This window comes from Pengzhenrongella sicca, from assembly GCF_017569225.1.
GTDB lineage: Bacteria > Actinomycetota > Actinomycetes > Actinomycetales > Cellulomonadaceae > Pengzhenrongella > Pengzhenrongella sicca.
Window position 1 is genome coordinate 173,001 of the sequence record NZ_CP071868.1, and the last position, 20,837, is coordinate 193,837.

Below are 20,837 nucleotides of genomic sequence, written 5' to 3' on the forward strand. Positions count from 1 at the left end.
CGACCCGCTAGACCCGCTCGACCCGCGCGACCAGGTCGGCGATCGAGTCGACGACGTGGTTGGGGCGGAACGGGTACCGGCCGACGTCCTCGGCCTTGGTCGAGCCCGTCAGCACCAGGAACGTCGCCAGGCCCGCCTCGATGCCGGCGACGATGTCGGTGTCCATCCGGTCGCCGACCATCGCGGTGTGCTCGGAGTGCGCGTCGATGCGGTTCAGGGCCGACCGGAACATCATCGGGTTCGGCTTGCCCACGAAGTACGGGTCGCGCCCGGTGGCGCGGGTGATCAGTGCGGCCACCGCGCCCGTCGCGGGCAGGTCGCCCTCCTTGCTCGGGCCGGTCGCGTCTGGGTTCGTCGCGATGAACCGCGCCCCGCCCTGGATCAGCCGGATCGCCTTCGTGATCGACTCGAACGAGTAGGTGCGCGTCTCGCCGAGCACGACGTAGTCGGGGTCGGAGTCGGTCATCGTGTACCCGACCTCGTACAGCGCGGTCGTCAGGCCCGCCTCGCCGATGACGTACGCCGAGCCGCCGGGCACCTGGTCGTCCAGGAACTGGGCGGTCGCGAGCGCCGACGTCCACAGCGAGGCCTCGGGCACGTCGATTCCGGAGATCAGCAGGCGGGCGCGCAGGTCGCGCGGCGTGAAGATCGAGTTGTTGGTCAGGACCAGGAACGGGATCCCCTTGTCCCGCAGGGCCGTGACGAAGTCCGTCGCGCCCGGGATCGCGTGCCCCTCGTGCACGAGCACGCCGTCCATGTCGGACAGCCAGCTGCGGATCTCGCGCGTCATCGCGCGGCGTCCTTCGGCTCGGTCGTCGGTGTCTGCGTCCCGGTGCCGGCGTCGGTGCTGCCGCTCTCAGCAGCGCTGCCGCCGCTGCGCCGCGCGCGCAGCAGCTCGAACGCGACCGGGACGACGGACAGGCCCACGATCCCGATCAGGATGATCTCGATGTTGTCCTTGACGAAGACGACGTTGCCGAGGAAGTACCCCAGCACGGTGACCCCGACGCCCCACAGCAACGCGCCGATCACGTTGAACGAGACGAAGTGCCGGTAGTGCATCTTGCCGACCCCGGCGGTCACCGGCGCGAACGTCCGCACGAAGGGGACGAACCTCGCGATGATGATCGTGCGGCCGCCGTACTTCTCGAAGTACGCGTTCGTCTGGTCGATGTACTGCTGCTTGAAGATCCGCGAGTTCGGCCGGTCGAACAGTCGCGGCCCCACGGTGCGCCCGATGACGTACGCCACCTGGTCGCCCAGGAACGCGGCGAGGAAGATCAGCAGGCACAGCAGCCAGAGCGGGAAGTCCAGCTCGTCCTGTGCCACGAGGAGCCCGGCGGTGAACAGCAGCGAGTCGCCGGGCAGGAACGGGAACAGCAGCCCCGTCTCGATGAACACGACGATCACGATGCCGACGAGTGCGTAGGCGCCGAACGAACTGATCAGGCTCTCGGCGTTCATCCAGTCGGGCCCGAGCGCGTGCAGGGGACCGGTGGCGGGCAGGGAGGCCGCGAGGGCCGTCAGATCGAGCACGCGACCCAGGGTACGGTGCCGACCGGGCGTGCGGTGTGCGCGTGCGGGGGATTGTCTGTGAACGCCGGGAGGGCGTCGATGGCCGACGAGCTGGTGCTGACCGAGGTCACGCGCCGATTCGGCGCGCGCACGGCGCTCGACGCCGTGTCGTTCCGTGTGCGCCCGGGCCGGCTCACGGGCTTCGTCGGCGCCAACGGGGCGGGCAAGACGACCGCGATGCGGATCGTGATGGGCGTCCTCGCGGCCGACGCCGGGTCCGTCGAGCTGGGCGGGCGGCCCCTCGACCTCGCGGCGCGGCGCCGGTTCGGGTACATGCCGGAGGAGCGCGGCCTGTACCCGAAGATGAAGATCGCCGAGCAGCTCGTGTACCTCGGCCGCGTGCATGGTCTCGACCGCGCGACTGCGGCGAGCCGCACCGCGGAGCTGCTCGAGTCCCTCGGGCTCGCCGACCGCGCGCACGAGCAGCTCTCGACCCTCTCCCTCGGGAATCAGCAGCGCGTGCAGGTGGCCGCCGCGCTCGTGCACGACCCGGTGCTGCTCGTGCTGGACGAGCCGTTCAGCGGCCTCGACCCCCTCGCGGTCGACCGGATGGCCGAGCAGCTCCGGGAGCGGGCCGCCGCGGGCGTGCCGGTGCTGTTCTCCTCCCACCAGCTCGAGCTTGTCGAGCGCCTGTGCGACGACGTCGTCATCATCGGCGGCGGCCGGATCCGCGCGGCGGGCCCCGCCACGGACTTGCGCCGGGACAGCGCGGCCCGCCGCGTGCGCGTCGTCGTCGGCGGCGTGGTGGCGGCCCGCGTGGTCGAGGCGGCGACGGCGGTGCCCGGGGTGCGCTCGGCCGTGGCTGACGGCGCGGGCCAGGCCGGTCCGGGCGTCGTCGTCGACCTCGACGCCGGGGCCGATGACCAGGCGTTGCTCGCCGCCGCGGCGTCCCTCGGGCCGGTGCGCGAGTTCCACCCGCTGGTGCCCACCCTCGCTGAGACGTTCCGGGAGGTGGTCCGATGACGACCCATACGGGGCCCGGGCGCATCGCCGTGGGTCCGCTGCGGGCGGGCGCGACGGTCCGCGTCGTCGCCGCCCGCGAGATCAGCGTCAAGCTGCACGACAAGGCCTTCATCGGCTCGACGATCTTCCTGCTCGCGGTGATCGTGCTCGCGACGGCGCTCCCGATCATCCTGGGCGGGCGAACCCCGCAGGTCACGGTCGCCGTGGCCGGCCCCGGGGCCGCCGAGGCCGTCGCGGCGGCCGCGGCGCTCGGCGCGCCGGCGGCGGACGAGGCGACGAGCTCGCTGTTCGGCCTCGGCGGGCTGCCCGACGCCGACCTCGAGGTGCGCTCGGTGGACTCCGCGTCGGCGGCGCGCGACCTCGTCGCGGCCGGCTCCGTCGACGCCGCCGTGATCGGGGCCGGCGTGGCCGACCTCGTCGTCGTCGGCCGGGACGCCGTGCCCGACGAGCTGCAGATGCTGCTCGCGGCCGCGTCGGCCGCGCTGCAGGCGACCGCCGCGGTGGACGACGCGGGGCTGACCCCCGCGCAGGCGCAGGCCGTGCTCAGCCCGGCGACGCCGCGGTCCGAGCTGCTCGAGGCCGGCCCGCGCTCGTCGGTCCCGCCGCAGCTGCTCGTGCTCGTGTTCGCGTTCCTGTTCTACATGTCCGTCCTGACCTTCGGCATGTCGATCGCCCAGTCCGTCGTGGAGGAGAAGCAGTCGCGCGTGGTCGAGCTGCTCGTCGCGGCCGTGCCGGTGCGCTGGCTGCTCGCGGGCAAGGTGCTCGGCAACACCGCGCTCGCGGTCGGGCAGATCGTGCTGCTGCTCGGCGTCGGGCTCGCGGGTGCTGCGGTCGCGGGCCAGGGCGACCTGCTCGCCGTGGTGCTCGGGGCGTCCGGCTGGTTCGTGCTGTTCTTCGTGCTGGGCTTCGTCATGCTCGCGTGCCTGTGGGCGGTCGCGGGCTCGCTCGCGTCCCGGGTCGAGGACCTGCAGTCGACGACGGTGGTCATGCAGGTGTTCGTCATGGCACCGTTCTTCGCCGCGATCTTCGCGACGGAGGCCGGCCCGGTGCAGACGGCGCTGTCGTACTTCCCGCTGACGGCGCCGCTGCTCATGCCCGAGCGCGTGCTGCTCGGCACGACGCAGCCCTGGGAGCCGGCGCTCGGCGCCGCGATCGTGCTCGCGACCGGGATCGTGTTCGTGCTGGTCGGCTCGCGGCTGTACGAGGGTTCGGTGCTGCACACGTCCGCGCGTCTGCGGCTCGGGCAGGCCTGGCGCGCGCGTGGCTGAGGCGGGCGCTGCGGGCGTGCCGGGCGCCGCGGGCGAGCGCGACGGCGCGGACCTCGACCGGCCCGAGGTCGGCGTCGGCCCCTGGCCCGGCGGACCCGAGAGCTGGCCGGACGACCCCCGGCTCGACCCCGAGCTGCTGGCCGAGGGCGACCGGCGCAACGTCGTCGACCGCTACCGGTACTGGACCGTGGCCGCCGTGGTCGCCGACCTGGACACGCGGCGGCACCCGTTCCACGTCGCGATCGAGAACTGGGCGCACGACATGAACATCGGCTCGGTCGTGCGCACGGCCAACGCGTTCGCTGCAGCCGAGGTGCACATCGTGGGCCGGCGCCGCTGGAACAGGCGCGGGGCGATGGTGACCGACCGGTACCAGCACGTGCGCCACCACGCGGGCGTCGCGGAGCTGCTGGCCTGGGCCGACGCCGCCGGGCTGCCGGTGCTCGGCATCGACAACCTGCCCGGGTCGGTGCCGCTCGAGGGCTACGCGCTGCCGCCCGCCTGCGTGCTGCTGTTCGGCCAGGAGAGCGTCGGCCTGTCCGACGAGGCGCGCGCCCGGGTGCAGGACGTGCTGCACATCGCCCAGTTCGGGTCGACCCGGTCGATCAACGCGGGCGCGGCCGCCGCGATCGCGATGCACGCGTGGATCGCCCAGCACGCGCGACCCTGACCACCGGCGACGGGAGCGTCAGACGCCTGGAAGTCGACGGTCCCATCGAAGTGATGGGCATTCGTGCCAGACTCGGTGCGAAAGACCACACATCCCTTCACACGTGCAGGAGATTCGTCGATGGGCATCGCAACGCCGGAAAAGTACCTCGAGATGCTGGACCGGGCGAAGGCTGGCAAGTTCGCCTACCCCGCCGTCAACATCACCTCTTCCTCGACCGTCACGGCCGCGCTGCAGGGCTTCGCCGAGGCCGAGAGTGACGGCATCATCCAGGTGTCCGTCGGCGGCGCCGAGTACGCGTCCGGCTCGACCATCAAGGACCGCGTCGCCGGCTCGCTCGCCCTTGCCGCCTACGCGACCGAGGTCGCGAAGAACTACCCGATCACGGTCGCGCTGCACACCGACCACTGCGCCAAGCAGAACCTCGACTCCTGGGTCCGGATGCTGCTCGCGCTCGAGATCGAGCAGGTCAAGGCCGGCAAGCTCCCCACGTTCCAGTCGCACATGTGGGACGGCTCGTCCGTGCCGCTCGACGAGAACCTGATCATCGCCGAGGAGCTCCTCGAGCTCTCGAACGCGGCCCGCACGCTCCTCGAGATCGAGGTCGGCGTCGTCGGCGGCGAAGAGGACGGCCACACCGCCGAGATCAACGACAAGCTGTACACGACCGTCGAGGACGGCATGGCGACGGTCAAGGCCCTCGGCACCGGGGAGAAGGGGCGCTACCTCACGGCCCTCACCTTCGGCAACGTCCACGGCGCGTACAAGCCCGGCGCGGTCAAGCTGCGCCCCGCGATCCTCGCCGAGATCCAGAAGGCCGTCGGCGCGTCCGTCGGCAAGGAGAACCCGTTCGACCTGGTCTTCCACGGCGGGTCCGGCTCGACCGCGGCCGAGATCAGCGAGGCCGTCGACAACGGCGTCATCAAGATGAACATCGACACCGACACCCAGTACGCGTACACGCGTCCGGTCGCCGGCCACATGCTCAAGAACTACGACGGCGTCCTGAAGATCGACGGCGAGGTCGGCAACAAGAAGACGTACGACCCCCGCGCCTGGGGCAAGCTCGCCGAGGCCGGCTTCGCGGCCCGCATCGTCGAGGCCTGCACCCAGCTCCGGTCGGCCGGCACGAAGCTCAGCTGATCAGCCTCTGAGCCGGGCGAGGCTCGCCCCGCCCCTCGCAGTTCCCGCACCCCGTCGGCTGTGCCGGCGGGGTGCGCTGCGTCGTGCCTGGGGCGAACGCGGCTCAGCCGACCTGGGGCGTCGTTCCGTCGGGCACCGTCATGTCGGAGCCCGGGTCGCCGTCGTCGAGGTCGAGCAGCTCGCCGATGCGGGTGACCTCGAGCAGGAACCGGACCGTCGGGGGGACCCGGATGACGCGGACGCGCGCCGGGCTCCGGGTCGAGAGCCGGGCGAGGAACGCGACGCCGGACGAGTCCATGAACGTCACGTGATGGCAGTCGACCTCGATCGGCAGGCGCGCGCGCTCCGCCTCGGCCGTCGCCTCCTGCAGGTCCGGGGCGACGTCGGCGTCGATGTCGCCGGACAGGACGATGCGCGTACGCTCGGATCCAACGAGGACGTGGACCGACCCGGGATCGGTGACCGGGCTGGACGACGCGGTGGTCGTCTCGAGCGCGCTATCGGAATCGGCGGGCCCGCCGCTCGTCGGGCTGTTAGCGTCTCGCACGATGCTCCTTCTCACGGGCAGTCCAGGGTCTCCGGCGGCCGACGGATCGCGGCCGCCCGGAGGTCCAGCTCGCACGCTAGACGATCGGAGCCGCTCTTGGTGAACTTGGGGTCGGGCGACGACTGGCCGCAGGCGCTGGGCGAGGTGCGGGACAGGGCGCTGCGCGCCACGGATGTGTCCTTCGTCATCACCGACGCCGCCGACCCGGACACCCCGATCGTCTGGGTGAACGACGCGTTCACCCGCACCACCGGCTACACGTCGGCCGAGGTCATCGGCCGCAACCCCGCGCTGCTGCGGGGTCCGGCCACCGACCGGGCGGTGACGGCCGAGCTCAACGAGGCGCTCGCGCAGGAGCGCGCCGGCTCGGCGACCGTCCTGAACTACCGCAAGGACGGCGAGCCGTTCTGGAACCAGGTGTCCGTCGCACCGGTGCGGGACGCGGCCGGCACCGTGACCCACTGGGTCGGGGTGCAGGTGGACGTCACGAGCCAGATCGAACGCCAGGCGGCGCAGATCGCGGCCGTCCAGCTCGAGCGGCGCGCGCGCACCGGGCTCGCCATCGTGGCCCGCGTCTCCGAGCTGCTCACGGACCTCGACGACCCCCTGGCGCTGCGCAACGTCGCCGCCCTGCTGGCCAGCGACGTCGTCGCGTGGGCGGGCTTCTTCCTCGACGACGGCGGCCTGCGCGCCGCCGACGGCGTCGACCTGTCCGCCGTCCCCCGCGGCCGGCCCCGCCGGCACGGGCCGCCGCCGGCCGCGCGAAGGGCCGCCGACCGGGCCGGCGACGGCGGCGCGGCCGCCGACGATGCGGCCGCCGACGATGCGGCCGCCGACGCTGCGCCCGACCCGGTGCAGCAGCTGCTCGACGGGGTCCTCGACGGCGTGCTCGAGCTCGACGTCGACGCCGAGCACCCCGACTGCTCGGCGTCGGGGTGGCTGAGCGCGCGGCTGCGTCCGGTGCTCGCGCAGCTGCCCGGGGCCCCGACGGTCGCCGTGGTCGTCCCGGTCGGCGGCCGGCGGCGGGTCCTCGGGGTGCTCGTGGCGGTGCCGCTGGCCGGGTCCGCCGGGCCCGCGGGGCTGGACGGGCTCGACGAGAACGCCCACACGGTGCTCTACCTGACCGCGCGCCGGGTGGGCATGGCCGTCGACAACGTGCGGCTCTACGCCCGCGAGCACCAGCTCGCGGAGACCCTGCAGCGGGCGATGCTGCCCGAGCAGGCCGAGATCGACGGACTCGACGTCTGGACGTACTACGCGCCGAACTCCGAGCACGCCCAGATCGGCGGCGACTGGTACGACGTGCTGCAGATCTCGCCCGACGTCGTCGGCGTGGTGATCGGCGACGTCGTCGGGCACGACGTCGAGGCGGCCGCCGCGATGGGCCAGCTGCGGTCGGTGGTGCGCGCGTACACGTTCGAGATCGAGACGCCGGGGCCCGTCCTGGACCGGGTCGACCAGCTCGTGGCCGGCATGCGGATCCCGCGGTCGGCGAGCCTCGTGCTCGCCACCCTGACCCGGGCCGCCGGCGGCTGGGGGCTCGAGTACTCCCGGGCCGGGCACCTGCCCGCGCTGCTCGTGCGGGCCGGCGAGGTCAGCCAGCTCGCGGGCGCGTCCGGGTCGCTCATCGGGTTCGGGTCGAGCCCGCGCGCGACCGCCCGCGCGGACCTGCGCCCCGGCGACGTGCTCGTGCTCTACACGGACGGCCTCATCGAGCGCCGCGACCGCCCGCTGCGCGAGGGGCTCGACGCGCTCGTCGCCGCGTGCGGCGAGGTCACGGCGATCGACTCGGCCGGGGTGGGGGAGGACCTGCTCTCGCGGCTGGCCGACGCGCCGGAGGACGACGTCGCGCTCGTCGTCGTCCGCCTGCCGGACCCGCTGTCCGACGGCGACAGCCCGCGGCACAGCCCGCGGCGGCGGCGCTGGCTGCTGCCCGGCGAGCCGGTGTCGATCGGGCGGGCGCGGCACGCGGTGCTCCGCACCTGCCGGGCCTGGCAGCTCGACGAGGTCGCGAGCGCGGAGCTCGTCGTCTCGGAGCTCGTGGCCAACGCTGTGCTGCACGGCTGGGGGCAGATCTCGCTCGGGCTGTTCGACACCGGCGACGGGCTCCGGATCGAGGTCGAGGACTCCAACCCGGCGCCGCCGGTCACGACGGATGGGCACGCCGGCCGGATCGGCGGGTACGGGATGCAGATCGTCGAGCGCCTGGCCGACTGGGGCTGGCGTCCCACCCGTCGCGGCAAGCTGGTCTGGGCCCGCCTCCGGTCCTGAGGGGCCTGGCGAGCTAGCTCGTCCGGCCCGGCCGATCCGCGCGCGTCGCGGCCTCGACGTCGGGCGGCGGGCAGCGGTGGGCGGTGTCGATCCGGAAGAGCTCGAGCGCGCCGCAGACCTCGAGCACGAACAGGTCGCGCGGGTCTGGCCCGCGCAGCACGGTCGCGCCGCCGCGGCGGCGCGAGGAGTCGGCCAGCGAGATCAGGAACGCGGCGCCGGTGGAGTCCATGAACGTCACCGCGCACATGTCGATCACCAGGAGCTGGCGGCGCAGGCCGGTGATGCGGGCCGTGATCTCGGGGAACTGGTCCCTCTCGGCGAGGTCGAGGTCGCCGCCGATGGTGAGCGTCGTCGTCGCCGACGACATCGAGAGCTCGATCATCAGGGGACTCCGTCCGGGGTCGGGCGAGGCGGGGCCGGCGCGGGCGGGGCGACGTGCCGACGGGGGTGAGCGGGCGGGGCGACGTGCCGACTGTAGTGAACCGCGCGGGATCTGTCGTGAGCAGCGCGCGGTCGCCGGGCCATCCGGGAGACACTGGTCCGGTGAGCCACAACGCACCCACCCACCGCTCCCTGCTCGGCGGCCCGGAGCCGGTCCTCCTGCCCCCTGACCACCCCGACGTCGCGGCCGCGGCGGCACTCGCCGCGGGGACGAGCGTGCGCGACGCCGTCGGCCGCGCGCCGGCGTCGTCGTACCTGTGGGCGCTGCTCGCGGAAGAGGCGCTCGCCCCCGCGGGCGGCGCAGCGCCCGACCCGGTCGCCGCGTACGCGTACGCCCGGACCGGTTACCACCGCGGGCTCGACGCGCTGCGCCGAGCGGGCTGGCGCGGGCAGGGCCCGGTGCCGGTCGAGCACGTCCCGAACCAGGGGTTCCTGCGCGCGGTGCTCGCGCTCTCGGAGGCCGCCGCGGCGATCGGCGAGGCCGACGAGGCGCAGCGGTGCGTCCAGCTGCTCGTCGACTCGGGCACGACCGCGGACGCCGTCGCCGCGCTGCGGTAGTCGGGTCGCGACGCGGCTGCCGCGTCGCGGCCGTAGCGGGGCCGCACCGCCGTACGGGTAAACTTCCTGAGGAACTGGGCCCTGCCGCCCGTACCCGAGGAAGCGACGCCGAGATCGGACCCGTCGCCCCTCGTAGTCGAGGCAGGCGAGAGTGGGAATCACATGCCAGCCGTCGTGGTCATCGGAGCCCAGTGGGGCGACGAAGGCAAGGGCAAGGCGACCGACCAGCTCGGTGCGCTCGCGGACTATGTCGTGAAGTTCAACGGCGGGAACAACGCGGGCCACACGGTGGTCCTCGGCAGCGAGAAGTACGCGCTGCACCTGCTGCCGTCGGGCATCCTCAGCCCGGGCGTCACCCCGGTCATCGGCAATGGCGTCGTGATCGACCTCGAGGTGCTGTTCTCCGAGCTCGACGCGCTGACCGCGCGCGGCGTCGACGTCAGCCGGCTGCTCGTCTCGAGCGAGGCCCACCTCATCGCCGGCTACAACCGGACCATCGACAAGGTGACCGAGCGCTTCCTCGGCAGCCGCAAGATCGGCACGACCGGCCGCGGCATCGGCCCGACCTACGCCGACAAGATCAGCCGGACCGGCGTGCGCGTGCAGGACCTGTTCGACGAGAACATCCTGCGGCAGAAGGTCGAGGGCGCGCTCGAGCAGAAGAACCACCTGCTGATCAAGGTGTTCAACCGCCGCGCCATCACGGTCGACGAGACGGTCACCGAGCTCCTCGCGTTCGCCGAGCGCCTGCGGCCGATGGTCGCCGACACGTCGCTCGTGCTCAACCGCGCGCTCGACGCCGGCAAGACCGTCGTGTTCGAGGGCGGCCAGGCGACCATGCTCGACGTCGACCACGGCACCTACCCGTTCGTCACCTCCTCCAGCGCGACGGCCGGCGGGGCCTGCACCGGCTCGGGCGTCGGGCCGACGCGCATCGACCGGGTCATCGGCGTCATCAAGGCGTACACGACCCGCGTCGGCGAGGGCCCGTTCCCGACGGAGCTGCTTGACGACATGGGCGAGCGCCTGCGCCAGCACGGCGGCGAGTTCGGCACGACCACGGGCCGCCCCCGCCGCTGCGGCTGGTACGACGCCGTCGTCGCGCGGTACTCGGGCCGGGTCAACGGGCTCACGGACCTCGTGCTGACCAAGCTCGACGTGCTCACGGGCCTGCCGAAGATCCCCGTCTGCGTCGCGTACGACGTCGACGGCGTGCGGCACGACGAGATGCCGACGGACCAGAGCGACTTCCACCACGCCGTGCCGATCCTCGAGGAGTACGACGGCTGGACCGAGGACATCACGGCCTGCCGCACGTTCGAGGAGCTACCGGCCACCGCGCAGGCGTACATCCTCGCGCTCGAGGCGATGAGCGGGACGCGGATCTCCGCGATCGGCGTCGGCCCGGACCGCGAGGCGACGATCATGCGCCACGCCCTGGTGGGCTGACGCTCTCAGCCGTGGGTGGACTCGCGCCGCTGGACCGGCGCCGCGCTCAGCGGCGCGCGTGCTGGTCCAGGAAGGCGTACACCTCGGTGTCGTCGACCCCGGGGAACGTGCCCTGCGGCAGCGGCGCCAGCACCTGCGAGTGCAGCCGGGCGCTTGGCCACGACTGATCGGCCCAGCGCTCGGCCAGGTCGGCCGGCGGCCGGCGGCAGCAGGACTCGTCGGGGCACAGCGACTGCGCGCGCCGCGTCGTCTCGCGGCCGCGGAACCACTTGCTCTGTGCGTACGGGACGCCCACGGTGATCGAGAACTGACCCGTCGACGTCGTGCCCGTCTGGGTCGTGCACCAGTAGGTGCCGTTCGGGGTATCGGTGTACTGGTGGAACTCGGTCGTTCGGTCACGGCTCGCGAACGCCGCGCGCGCCGCCCACTGCCGGCACACGAGCTGACCCTCGATCGCCCCGGTCGGGTCGGTGCGGAAGCCCACGCCGTCGTTCTCGTACCCGCGGTACAGGGCGCCGTCGTCGCCGACCCGCAGGAAGTGCACCCCGATGCCGAGGTGCTCGGTCGCCAGGTTGGTGAACCGGTGCGCCGCCGCCTCGTGCGTGACGCCGAACGCGTCCCGGAAGTCCTCGATCGCCAGGTCCTTGTCCTTCTTGGCGGTCGAGAGGTAGTCGAGCGCCGCCGACCGCGGCATCAGCGCGGCGGCCGCGAAGTAGTTGATCTCGACGCGCTGGTGCAGAAAGTCGGCGTAGCTCGCGGGCCGCTCGTGCCCGAGCACGCGGTGCGCGATCGCCTGCAGCGCGAGCGAGCGCAGGCCGTGCCCGCCCGGGATCGACGCGGGCGGTAGGTAGATGCGCCCGCTGGCGAGGTCGGTCACCGTCCGGGTGGAGTGCGGCAGGTCCCGCACGTGGATGATCGTGAACCCGAGCTGCTCGGCCATCCGGGCGACCGTCCGGTGCGTCACCGCGCCGGCCGTGTACCCGGCCGCGCGGACCATCTTCTCGCCGAGCGCCTCGATCGCGGGCAGGTAGTTGTTCTGGCCGCGCATCCACAGCCGCAGCTCGGTGTTCGCACGGCGGGCCTCCTCCGGCGTCGCGATCGACTCGTTCGCGCGCCGGGCCAGCTCCGCGTGCAGGCCGACGAGCGCCTCGAGAGCCTCGAGCGGGAGCTTGCGGCCGGGGCGGACCGCCGGCAGCCCGAGCGACGAGTACGCCGACCCCCGCTGCGCGCGGTCGAGGGCGATCTCGAGCCCGGCGCGCCGGCTCGGCGGCTCGGGGGCGAGCAGCTCCGTGAGCGGCACGTCCAGGGCCGCGGAGATCGCGCGCAGCAGGGACAGCCGCGGCTCGCGATGCCCGTTCTCGACCAGCGACAGCTGGCTGGGGGCCGCACCGACCGCGGCCGAGAGCCCATCGAGCGTCAGCCCGCGCTCGGTCCGGAAGTGCCGGATGCGGCGGCCGAGCGTGATCAGGTCGGGTGCCGTGGGGTCGGGCGTGATCGGGTCGGGCATCGTCGCGGCGTCCATGGCTTGACGGTAGATCAAGATCAGCCGATCTTCTCGCCGATCGGCGGCGAAAGTTCGTCGGTCCGGGCCCAGGGTGGGATCCACGCCACCATCCACGACACCGTCGAGCTGCCGGCTCGACCCCCCGCCCGAGAGGAAAGATGCATGACGCTCCTCGAGAACGCCACGGCCTCCGCGCGCCGCACCCGCCTGAGCGGCGTGCCGCCCACCGGCGGCGCGCGGCCGAACCCGACCCGGCACGCCGCGCTGCTCGCCTGGGTCGAGCGCGTCGCGGCGCTGACCCGGCCGGCCCGGATCGAGTGGTGCGACGGCTCCGACCAGGAGTGGGCGCGCCTGACTGACCTGCTCGTCGAGCGCGGCACTCTGCTCCGGCTCGACCCCGTGAAGCGGCCGGACAGCTTCCTAGCGCGCTCCGCGCCGTCGGACGTCGCGCGCGTCGAGGACCGCACGTTCATCTGCTCGGACCGCGAGCAGGACGCGGGCCCGACGAACAACTGGCGCGAGCCCGCCGCGATGCGGGCCGAGCTCGACGGGGTCTTCGCCGGCGCGATGGCCGGGCGCACGATGTACGTCGTGCCGTTCTCGATGGGCCCGCTGGGCGGCGCCCTCTCGCAGCTCGGGGTCCAGCTGACCGACTCGCCGTACGTCGTCGTCAGCATGCGGATCATGACCCGGATCGGCGCGGCCGCGCTCGCGGAGCTGGGGGCCGACGGCGACTTCGTCCCCGCCGTGCACTCGGTCGGCGCCCCGCTGGCGGTCGGCGTTTCCGAGGGCGGCCCGGGCGACGTCCCGTGGCCGTGCAACGAGACGAAGTACATCGCCCACTTCCCCGCGACCCGCGAGATCTGGTCCTACGGCTCGGGCTACGGCGGCAACGCGCTGCTCGGCAAGAAGTGCTTCGCGCTGCGGATCGCGTCGGTCATGGGCCGCGACGGCGGCTGGCTCGCCGAGCACATGCTCATCCTCAAGGTGACCTCGCCGCAGGGGCGCGCGTTCCACGTCGCCGCGGCGTTCCCGTCCGCGTGCGGCAAGACGAACCTCGCGATGCTCACGCCGACCGTCCCCGGCTGGCGGGTCGAGACGATCGGCGACGACATCGCCTGGATGCGGCCGGGACCCGACGGCCGGCTGCGCGCGATCAACCCCGAGGCGGGCTTCTTCGGCGTCGCGCCGGGCACGGGGCACGCCACCAACCCGACCGCGGTCGCCACGATGAGCCGGAGCACGATCTTCACGAACGTCGCCCTCACGGACGACGGCGACGTGTGGTGGGAGGGCCTGACCGACACCGCGCCAGCCCACCTCATCGACTGGCGCGGCGCGGACTGGACACCGGCGTCCACCGCGCCCGCCGCCCACCCGAACTCGCGGTTCACCGTCGCCGCGAGCCAGTGCCCGACGATCGCGGCCGACTGGGAGGCGCCCGACGGCGTCCCGATCGACGCGATCCTGTTCGGCGGCCGTCGTGCGACGAACGTGCCGCTCGTCGCGCAGTCGCTCGACTGGGCGCACGGGGTGTTCATGGGCGCGACCATCTCGTCCGAGCAGACGGCCGCGGCGGAGGGTGCCGTCGGCGCGCTGCGCCGCGACCCGTTCGCGATGCTGCCGTTCTGCGGCTACAACATGGCCGACTACTGGGCGCACTGGCTGGCGCTCGGCGAGACGCTCGGCGCGGCCGGCCGGCCGCTGATCTTCCAGGTCAACTGGTTCCGCAAGGACGCGGCCGGGCGGTTCCTGTGGCCGGGCTTCGGGGAGAACTCGCGCGTGCTCGAGTGGATCCTGCGCCGCGTCGAGGGCGCCGCCGCGGCGGACCTCGCGCCCGTCGGGCTCGTCCCCGCCGCGGGCGCGCTCGACCTCGACGGCCTCGACCTGCCCGCGGCCGACCTCGCGGCGCTGTTCGAGGTCGACCCCGCGTCCTGGCTGGCGGAGTGCGACCTCACCGAGGAGTTCTTCGCCCGGTTCGGGGCGGCCCTCCCGCCCGCCCTGACGGCACAGCTCGCCGCCCTCCGGCGTCGGCTCGACCCCGTGCCCGCCGGCCGGATCGCGCCCTGACCCGCCGGCCCGACCCACGGCCGCGGACGCCGCGGGGAGCGCCGGAGGCTGGCGGATAGGCTCACGTTTCGTGAACATCCTTGTGATTGGGACCGGGGCCCGCGAGCACGCGCTCGTCCGCGCGCTGGTGGACGGCTCCGGCCCGGCCGACCCGGTGCGGGTGCACGCGGCGCCCGGGAACCCCGGCATCGGGGAGCTCGCCGAGCTGCACGACGTCGACCCGTTCGACGGCCTGGCCGTCGCCGCGCTGGCCGTCGCCGTCGGGGCGGACCTCGTCGTCGTCGGCCCCGAGGGCCCACTGGTCGCCGGGGTCGCCGACGACGTCCGCGCCGCGGGCATCGCCTGCTTCGGGCCGAGCGGCGCCGCGGCCGAGCTCGAGGGCTCCAAGTCCTTCGCCAAGGAGGTCATGGCCGCGGCCGGGGTGCCGACCGCGATGGCGCACGTGTGCACGACCGTCGCCGAGATCGCCGCGGCGATGGACGGCTTCGGGGCCCCGTACGTGATCAAGGACGACGGCCTCGCCGCGGGCAAGGGCGTCGTCGTCACGTCCGACCGCGCGGAGGCGCTCGCGCACGGCGGGGCGTGCCTCGACAAGCCGGGCGGGACCGTCGTCGTCGAGGAGTACCTCGACGGGCCCGAGGTCTCCCTGTTCTGCCTCACCGACGGCGTCACGGTCGTGCCGCTCGCGCCCGCGCAGGACTTCAAGCGCGCGCTCGACGGCGACGACGGCCCGAACACCGGCGGCATGGGCGCCTACTCGCCGCTGCCGTGGGCGCCCGCGGGCCTGGTCGACGACGTCGTCGCGCGCGTGGCGCAGCCGACCGTCGACGAGATGGCCCGCCGCGGGATCCCGTTCGCGGGCGTGCTGTACGTGGGGCTCGCGCTCACGAGCCGCGGGCTGCGCGTCGTGGAGTTCAACGCGCGTTTCGGCGACCCCGAGACGCAGGTCGTGCTCGCGCGCCTGATCACTCCGCTCGCCGGCGTGCTGCACGCCGCGGCGACCGGCCACCTCGCCGACCTGCCGCCGCTGCGCTGGCGGTCCGACGCCGCGGTGACGGTCGTCGTCGCCGCGCACGGCTACCCCGTCACGGCGCGCCAGGGCGACCCGATCTCGGGCCTGGCCGACGCCGCTGCGGTGGACGGCGTGCACGTGCTGCACGCCGGGACCGCGCTGGCCGCGGGCGGCGAGCTCGTCGCCGCCGGCGGGCGCGTGCTGTCGGTCGTGGCGCTCGGCGCCGACCTGATGGCCGCGCGCGCCGCCGCGTACGCGGGCGTCGGGCGGATCGGCCTGCCCGGCTCGCACCACCGCTCGGACATCGCGCTCGCCGCCGCCGCCTCCGCCGTGCCGCCCGTCGTGCCGGGCTGGACGCACCTGTACGCGGGCAAGGTTCGCGACCTCTACCTGCCGGTCGCCCCGCACCCGGACGGCGACGTCGTGCTCGTCGTCGCGAGCGACCGGATCAGCGCCTACGACCACGTGCTCCCGACGCTCATCCCGGGCAAGGGTGTGGTGCTCACGCAGCTCAGCCTGTGGTGGTTCGGGCAGCTGAGCGACCTCGTGCCCAACCACGTCGTGAGCCTCGACGTCCCGGCCGAGGTCGCGGGCCGCGCGATGATCTGCCGCCGTCTCGACATGTTCGCGGTCGAGTGCGTCGCGCGTGGGTACCTCACCGGCTCGGGCCTGGTCGAGTACGTCGCGGGCGGCAGCGTCTGCGGCGTCGACCTGCCGGCCGGGCTCGTGGACGGCTCGCGCCTGCCCGTGCCCATCTTCACGCCCGCCACGAAGGCCGCCGTCGGCGAGCACGACGAGAACGTGAGCTTCGACGTGGTCGCGCAGGAACTCGGGGCGGACGACGCGCAGCGCCTGCGCGACCTCACCCTCGCCGTGTACGCCCGCGCCGAGGCGGTCGCGCGCGACCGCGGCGTGATCCTCGCGGACACCAAGCTCGAGTTCGGCCGGGCGACCGGCGGGCCGCACGCCGGCGCGATCGTGCTCGGCGACGAGGTGCTCACGCCCGACTCGTCGAGGTTCTGGCCGGCCGACGCGTGGGTGCCCGGTGGCGCCCAGCCGAGCTTCGACAAGCAGTACGTCCGCGACTGGCTCACGTCGCCCGAGTCCGGCTGGGACCGCGGCTCGAACCTCGCGCCGCCGCCGCTGCCCGCGGCGGTCGTCGCCCGCACGCGGGCGCGCTACCTCGAGGCGTTCGAGCGGCTCACCGGCAGCCCCCTCGACGAGCGAGTCACGCTCGCGGAGTAGTCCGGGCGCTCGCGGACTGCCCTCGGAACCCGCGCGACCTGCCCCCGACCGGGCGGGACCGCGCCTGGGTCCCGGGCGCCTGAACCTGTCCGACGCGCGTGGTGCTGCTGTGGCGCGTGGGACGGATGAGGCGCCCCACCTGTCTCTCAGGCCCCATCCGTCACACGCGCGTCGGTGCGGATCACCCGTCCGCGCGGAGCATGGTGCTGGAGTTGCTCGTGGGACGCGGGGTATGTCACACGAGCCCTACGGGCCCGCCCAGCACCATGCTCCGCGCGGAAGGCAGCGTCCGGGGCCCCGGACCGCGCGGGGCTACCCTCCGACCGAAGATCAGCCCGGGTGTGGCGTGACGCGGCTGGCAGCGGGGGTGCAGTGATGGGGGCGAAGCGGTGGAGAGCGTGGCGACCATGATGGGCGAGTCCGTGCTGCTGTCGGGAGGACGGGTGGCCGGCCTCCCCGGCCTTGTCGACCTGCAGTTGCGCGCCGGTCGGATCGCGGCGATCGAGCCGCACCGGCCGCCCGCCACCCCGCCCGCCGGCCCGCGGCCTGAGCGCGTCGAGCTGGACGGCCGCACCGTGCTGCGCGGCCTGCGCGACGGTCACGTCCATTTCTCCCAGTGGGCGCTCGCGCGGCAGCGGCTGGACGTGTCCGCCGCACCCTCGGCCGCCGCCGCGGCGGCGCTGGTCGTCGAGCGCCTGTGCGCCCAGCCGCCCGCCGCGGGGACCGCCCTCGTCGGCGCGGGCTTCCGGGACGGACTCTGGCCGGACCGGCCGACGGCGGCGCTGCTCGACGCCGCGCTACGCGCCGAACGGGCGCTCGACGTGCCCGTCGTCCTCGTGTCGGGCGACTGGCACTGCGCCTGGCTCAACTCGGCGGCGCTCGCGCGGTATGGCGCTGCTGGGCACCCGACCGGCCTGCTGCGCGAGGGCGAGTGGTTCGCGATCAGTGGAGCGGTCAGCGACGTGCCCACGGCGCTGCTCGACGCGTGGGTGGACGAGGCGGCCCGCGCGGCGGCCGCCCGCGGCCTCGTCGCGATCACGGACTTCGAGCTCGCCGACAACCCGTCGGCGTGGCGCCGCCGGATCGCCGCCGGTACCGACGTCCTCCGGGTCGCGGCCTCGACGTGGCCCGCCTACCTCGACCTGGCGATCGCCGCCGGGCACGCGACCGGCGACGTCCTGCCGGGCACCGGCGGGCTGCTCACGATGGGGCCGCTCAAGGTCATCAGCGACGGCTCGCTCAACACGCGCACCGCCTACTGCCACGACGCGTACCCCGGCCTCGGCCCGGGCCCGGCCGCCCGCGGCACGCTGTCGGTCGGCCCGGCCGAGCTCCGATCGCTGATGTCGCGGGCGCGCGAGCACGGCCTCACGTGCGCGATCCACGCGATCGGCGACCTGGCGAACACCCTCGCGCTCGACGCGTTCGAGGCGACCGGCGCGCGCGGCAGCGTCGAGCACGCGCAGCTGCTCGTGCCCGCGGACCTCGTCCGGTTCGCCGCCCTCGGCCTGGCCGCGAGCATCCAGCCCGAGCACGCGATGGACGACCGCGACGTCGCCGACCGGCACTGGGCCGGCCGGACGGCGCGCGCGTTCGCCTACCGGGACCTGCTCGCCGCGGGCGCCGAGCTCGTGCTCGGCTCCGACGCCCCGGTCGCGCCGCTCGACCCGTGGGTCGCGATCGCGGCGGCCGTGCACCGCGCCCGCGGCGGGCGCGAGCCATGGCACCCCGAGCAGGTCATCCCGCTCGAGGTCGCGCTCGCGGCCTCGTCCGGGGGCCGCTCCGCGCCGGCGGTCGGCGACGTCGCGGACCTCGCGATCGTTGACGTCGACCCAGCCGCGGCCGACGCGCGCACGCTGCGCGCCATGCCGGTCAGTGGGACGCTGCTCGCCGGCCGCTGGACATGGTGCACGCTGGAGTAGTGAGCCAACTGACCTCAATGATGCGTGCGGTGGTTTTCGAAGAGTTCGACGGTCCCCTCGTCGTGCGGAAGGTGCCGGCGCCGGCCTGCCCGCCCGCCGGCGTCGTCGTCCGCGTGGAGGCGACCGGGGTCTGCCGCAGCGACTGGCACGGGTGGCGCGGCCACGACGACGGCATCGCACTGCCGCACGTGCCCGGCCACGAGCTGGCGGGCACCGTCGTGGAGGTCGGGCCGGCGGTGCGCCAGTGGCACGCCGGCGACGTCGTGACCGTGCCGTTCGTGTGCGCGTGCGGCGAGTGCCCGGCGTGCCGCGCCGGCGAGCAGCAGGTCTGCGAGCGCCAGACGCAGCCGGGCTTCACCCACGCCGGGTCCTTCGCGGACCTCGTCGCGCTCGACCACGCGGACGTCAACCTGGTCCGGCTGCCCGCCGGCATGACGCCGGTGACGGCGGCGGCCCTCGGTTGCCGGTTCGCGACGGCGTACCGCGCCGTGACCGTGCACGCCCGGCCGCGCCCGGGCGAGTGGCTCGCCGTGCACGGGTGCGGCGGCGTCGGCCTCTCGGCCGTGATGATCGCGGTCGCGGGTGACGCGCGGGTCGTGGCGGTGGACGTGTCGGCGGCCGCGCGGGCGGCGGCCGTCGACCTCGGGGCAGAGGCCGCGATCGATCCGGCGGCGTGCGGCCCCGGGTTGCCCGACGACGTCGCGGCGGCCGTTCACGCGGCCACCGGCGGCGGCGCGCACGCGTCCCTCGACGCGCTCGGCAGCCCGGCGACGGCGCTCGCCTCGGTGCTGGGGCTGCGCCGGCGCGGCCGGCACGTTCAGGTCGGACTGCTGCTCGGCGCGCAGGCGCGCCCGCCTCTGCCGATGGACCGGGTCGTCGGCTGGGAGCTCGAGCTCTACGGCAGCCACGGCATGCCCGCGCACGCCTACCCCGCGATGCTCGCCCGCATCGCCGCGGGCGACCTGCGCCCGGACCTCCTCGTCGCGCGCGTAATCACCCTCGACGACGCCCCGGCGGCGCTCGCCGCGATGGGCGAGCCGCCGACGTCGGCCGGCATGACGGTCATCGCGCCGTGACGGTCATCGCCCCCTGACGCCGGCGCCGAGCGGGCGGTGGACGCGTGGCGTGCCGGCGGACCGCACTCGGTATCCTTGGCGCACAACCACCCGCGCACCTTTGGAGTGATCCCCGCATGGGACGTGTCGTCGTCGATGTCATGCCGAAGCCCGAGATCCTCGACCCGCAGGGCAAGGCCGTCGCCGGCGCGCTCCCACGGCTCGGGTTCGCCCAGTTCATCAGCGTGCGCCAGGGCAAGCGGTTCGAGCTCGAGGTCGACGGCGACGTGACCCCCGAGGTCCTCGCCGCGGCGCTCGACGCGGCCGAGACCGTGCTGTCCAACCCCGTCATCGAGGACGTCGTGCGCGTCGCCGCCGTCGCCGACGCTGCGACGATCGGTTCGACCGGCGCCGGCCGCTGATGCGCGTCGGCGTCGTCACCTTCCCCGGCACGCTCGACGACCGGGACGCCGCGCGCGCGGTGCGTCTGGCGGGCGGCGAGCCGGTCTCGCTCTGGCACGCGGACGCCGACCTGCACGCGGTCGACGCCGTCGTGCTGCCGGGCGGGTTCTCGTACGGCGACTACCTGCGCGCCGGGGCGATCTCGCGGTTCGCGCCCGTGATGGGCTCGATCGTCGACGCCGCGAACGGCGGCCTGCCGGTGCTCGGCATCTGCAATGGGTTCCAGATCCTGTGCGAGGCGCACCTGCTGCCCGGCTCGATGATCAAGAACGACCAGCTCACGTTCGTGTGCCGCGAGCAGGTGCTCTCGGTCGAGAACGCGTCGACGGCGTGGACGAACCAGTACGCGGCGGGGGAGCGGATCACCGTGCCGCTGAAGAACCAGGACGGCCAGTTCGTCGCCGACGAGCGCACGCTCGACGAGCTCGAGGGTGAGGGGCGCGTCGTCGTCCGCTACCAGGACTGGAACCCGAACGGGTCGCGCCGCGACATCGCGGGGATCACCAACGCGGCCGGGAACGTCGTGGGCCTCATGCCGCACCCCGAGCACGCGGTCGAGGTCGGGTACGGCCCCGACGGCGCGAAGGGCCCGCGCACGGGCACCGACGGGTTGGGGTTCTTCGCGTCGGTGCTGCACAGCCTCGTCGGCTGACGGCCGGTCGCCGTCGGCTGACGGCCGGTC

General features: G+C 74.3%; 18 protein-coding genes. 13 read left to right on the forward strand and 5 right to left on the reverse strand.

Annotation, left to right across the window (positions count from 1 at the left end; genetic code table 11):
• Window positions 1-7 precede the first annotated feature (7 nt).
• A complete protein-coding gene (locus tag J4E96_RS00730) occupies window positions 8-790 on the reverse strand; it encodes an HAD-IIA family hydrolase (protein ID WP_227423916.1) in 783 nt (260 codons plus the stop codon).
• The gene (locus J4E96_RS00735; protein ID WP_227423917.1) at window positions 787-1,536 is read right to left on the reverse strand and encodes a VTT domain-containing protein; all 750 of its coding nucleotides are present in this window, start codon (window positions 1,534-1,536) and stop codon (window positions 787-789) included. The genes J4E96_RS00730 and J4E96_RS00735 overlap by 4 nt, the downstream gene beginning before the upstream one ends.
• Before the next feature lie 78 nt (window positions 1,537-1,614).
• Here J4E96_RS00735 and J4E96_RS00740 point away from each other — a divergent pair, with 78 nt between their 5' ends.
• The 4 genes from J4E96_RS00740 to fbaA all read left to right on the forward strand — a co-directional run bounded on the left by J4E96_RS00740 (window position 1,615) and on the right by fbaA (window position 5,619).
• Complete coding sequence (locus tag J4E96_RS00740) at window positions 1,615-2,538, forward strand: ABC transporter ATP-binding protein (protein WP_227423918.1); 924 nt, start codon at window positions 1,615-1,617, stop codon at window positions 2,536-2,538.
• Window positions 2,535-3,806: an ABC transporter permease gene (locus J4E96_RS00745; protein ID WP_227423919.1), complete on the forward strand. Its 1,272-nt coding sequence runs from the start codon at window positions 2,535-2,537 to the stop codon at window positions 3,804-3,806. The genes J4E96_RS00740 and J4E96_RS00745 overlap by 4 nt, the downstream gene beginning before the upstream one ends.
• A gap of 16 nt (window positions 3,807-3,822) precedes the next feature.
• Window positions 3,823-4,476, forward strand: a complete 654-nt coding sequence (locus J4E96_RS00750; protein ID WP_227425605.1) for a TrmH family RNA methyltransferase — start codon at window positions 3,823-3,825, stop codon at window positions 4,474-4,476.
• A 120-nt stretch (window positions 4,477-4,596) separates the two neighbouring features.
• Entirely contained in the window at window positions 4,597-5,619 is a 1,023-nt protein-coding gene (fbaA, locus tag J4E96_RS00755) for a class II fructose-bisphosphate aldolase (protein ID WP_227423920.1), read from the forward strand.
• Between the two features lie 103 nt (window positions 5,620-5,722).
• On the opposite strand, the gene J4E96_RS00760 is transcribed toward fbaA, so the two are convergent.
• A complete protein-coding gene (locus J4E96_RS00760) occupies window positions 5,723-6,166 on the reverse strand; it encodes an STAS domain-containing protein (protein ID WP_227423921.1) in 444 nt (147 codons plus the stop codon).
• A gap of 99 nt (window positions 6,167-6,265) precedes the next feature.
• Between J4E96_RS00760 and J4E96_RS00765 the strand changes: the two genes are divergently transcribed.
• Complete coding sequence (locus tag J4E96_RS00765) at window positions 6,266-8,437, forward strand: ATP-binding SpoIIE family protein phosphatase (RefSeq protein WP_227425606.1); 2,172 nt, start codon at window positions 6,266-6,268, stop codon at window positions 8,435-8,437.
• Between the two features lie 13 nt (window positions 8,438-8,450).
• On the opposite strand, the gene J4E96_RS00770 is transcribed toward J4E96_RS00765, so the two are convergent.
• Complete coding sequence (locus tag J4E96_RS00770; RefSeq protein WP_227423922.1) at window positions 8,451-8,819, reverse strand: STAS domain-containing protein; 369 nt, start codon at window positions 8,817-8,819, stop codon at window positions 8,451-8,453.
• Window positions 8,820-8,980: 161 nt separating this feature from the next.
• On the opposite strand from J4E96_RS00770, the gene J4E96_RS00775 reads away from it, so the two are divergent.
• Together J4E96_RS00775 and J4E96_RS00780 are read left to right on the forward strand one after the other, a co-directional pair.
• Window positions 8,981-9,436 carry a DUF3151 domain-containing protein gene (locus J4E96_RS00775; RefSeq protein WP_227423923.1) on the forward strand — a complete coding sequence of 152 codons (456 nt, stop codon included), beginning with the start codon at window positions 8,981-8,983 and terminating at the stop codon, window positions 9,434-9,436.
• A gap of 162 nt (window positions 9,437-9,598) precedes the next feature.
• The gene (locus J4E96_RS00780) at window positions 9,599-10,885 is read left to right on the forward strand and encodes an adenylosuccinate synthase (RefSeq protein ID WP_227423924.1); all 1,287 of its coding nucleotides are present in this window, start codon (window positions 9,599-9,601) and stop codon (window positions 10,883-10,885) included.
• A gap of 46 nt (window positions 10,886-10,931) precedes the next feature.
• Here J4E96_RS00780 and J4E96_RS00785 read toward each other — a convergent pair whose 3' ends face one another.
• Window positions 10,932-12,407, reverse strand: a complete 1,476-nt coding sequence (locus J4E96_RS00785; RefSeq protein ID WP_227423925.1) for an XRE family transcriptional regulator — start codon at window positions 12,405-12,407, stop codon at window positions 10,932-10,934.
• A 144-nt stretch (window positions 12,408-12,551) separates the two neighbouring features.
• On the opposite strand from J4E96_RS00785, the gene J4E96_RS00790 reads away from it, so the two are divergent.
• From J4E96_RS00790 to purQ, 6 genes are all read left to right on the forward strand, one after another.
• Complete coding sequence (locus J4E96_RS00790) at window positions 12,552-14,459, forward strand: phosphoenolpyruvate carboxykinase (GTP) (RefSeq protein ID WP_227423926.1); 1,908 nt, start codon at window positions 12,552-12,554, stop codon at window positions 14,457-14,459.
• Window positions 14,460-14,529: 70 nt separating this feature from the next.
• On the forward strand, window positions 14,530-16,716 hold the full coding sequence (purD, locus tag J4E96_RS00795; RefSeq protein WP_227423927.1) for a phosphoribosylamine--glycine ligase: 2,187 nt from the start codon (window positions 14,530-14,532) through the stop codon (window positions 16,714-16,716).
• Between the two features lie 407 nt (window positions 16,717-17,123).
• Window positions 17,124-18,638 (forward strand): amidohydrolase, encoded by a 1,515-nt coding sequence (locus J4E96_RS00800; protein WP_227425607.1) that lies wholly within the window; start codon window positions 17,124-17,126, stop codon window positions 18,636-18,638.
• A 20-nt stretch (window positions 18,639-18,658) separates the two neighbouring features.
• Window positions 18,659-19,714 (forward strand): alcohol dehydrogenase catalytic domain-containing protein, encoded by a 1,056-nt coding sequence (locus tag J4E96_RS00805; RefSeq protein WP_227425608.1) that lies wholly within the window; start codon window positions 18,659-18,661, stop codon window positions 19,712-19,714.
• A gap of 116 nt (window positions 19,715-19,830) precedes the next feature.
• The gene (gene purS / locus J4E96_RS00810; protein ID WP_227423928.1) at window positions 19,831-20,115 is read left to right on the forward strand and encodes a phosphoribosylformylglycinamidine synthase subunit PurS; all 285 of its coding nucleotides are present in this window, start codon (window positions 19,831-19,833) and stop codon (window positions 20,113-20,115) included.
• On the forward strand, window positions 20,115-20,807 hold the full coding sequence (gene purQ / locus J4E96_RS00815) for a phosphoribosylformylglycinamidine synthase subunit PurQ (RefSeq protein ID WP_227423929.1): 693 nt from the start codon (window positions 20,115-20,117) through the stop codon (window positions 20,805-20,807). The genes purS and purQ overlap by 1 nt, the downstream gene beginning before the upstream one ends.
• The last annotated feature ends 30 nt before the right edge of the window (window positions 20,808-20,837 follow it).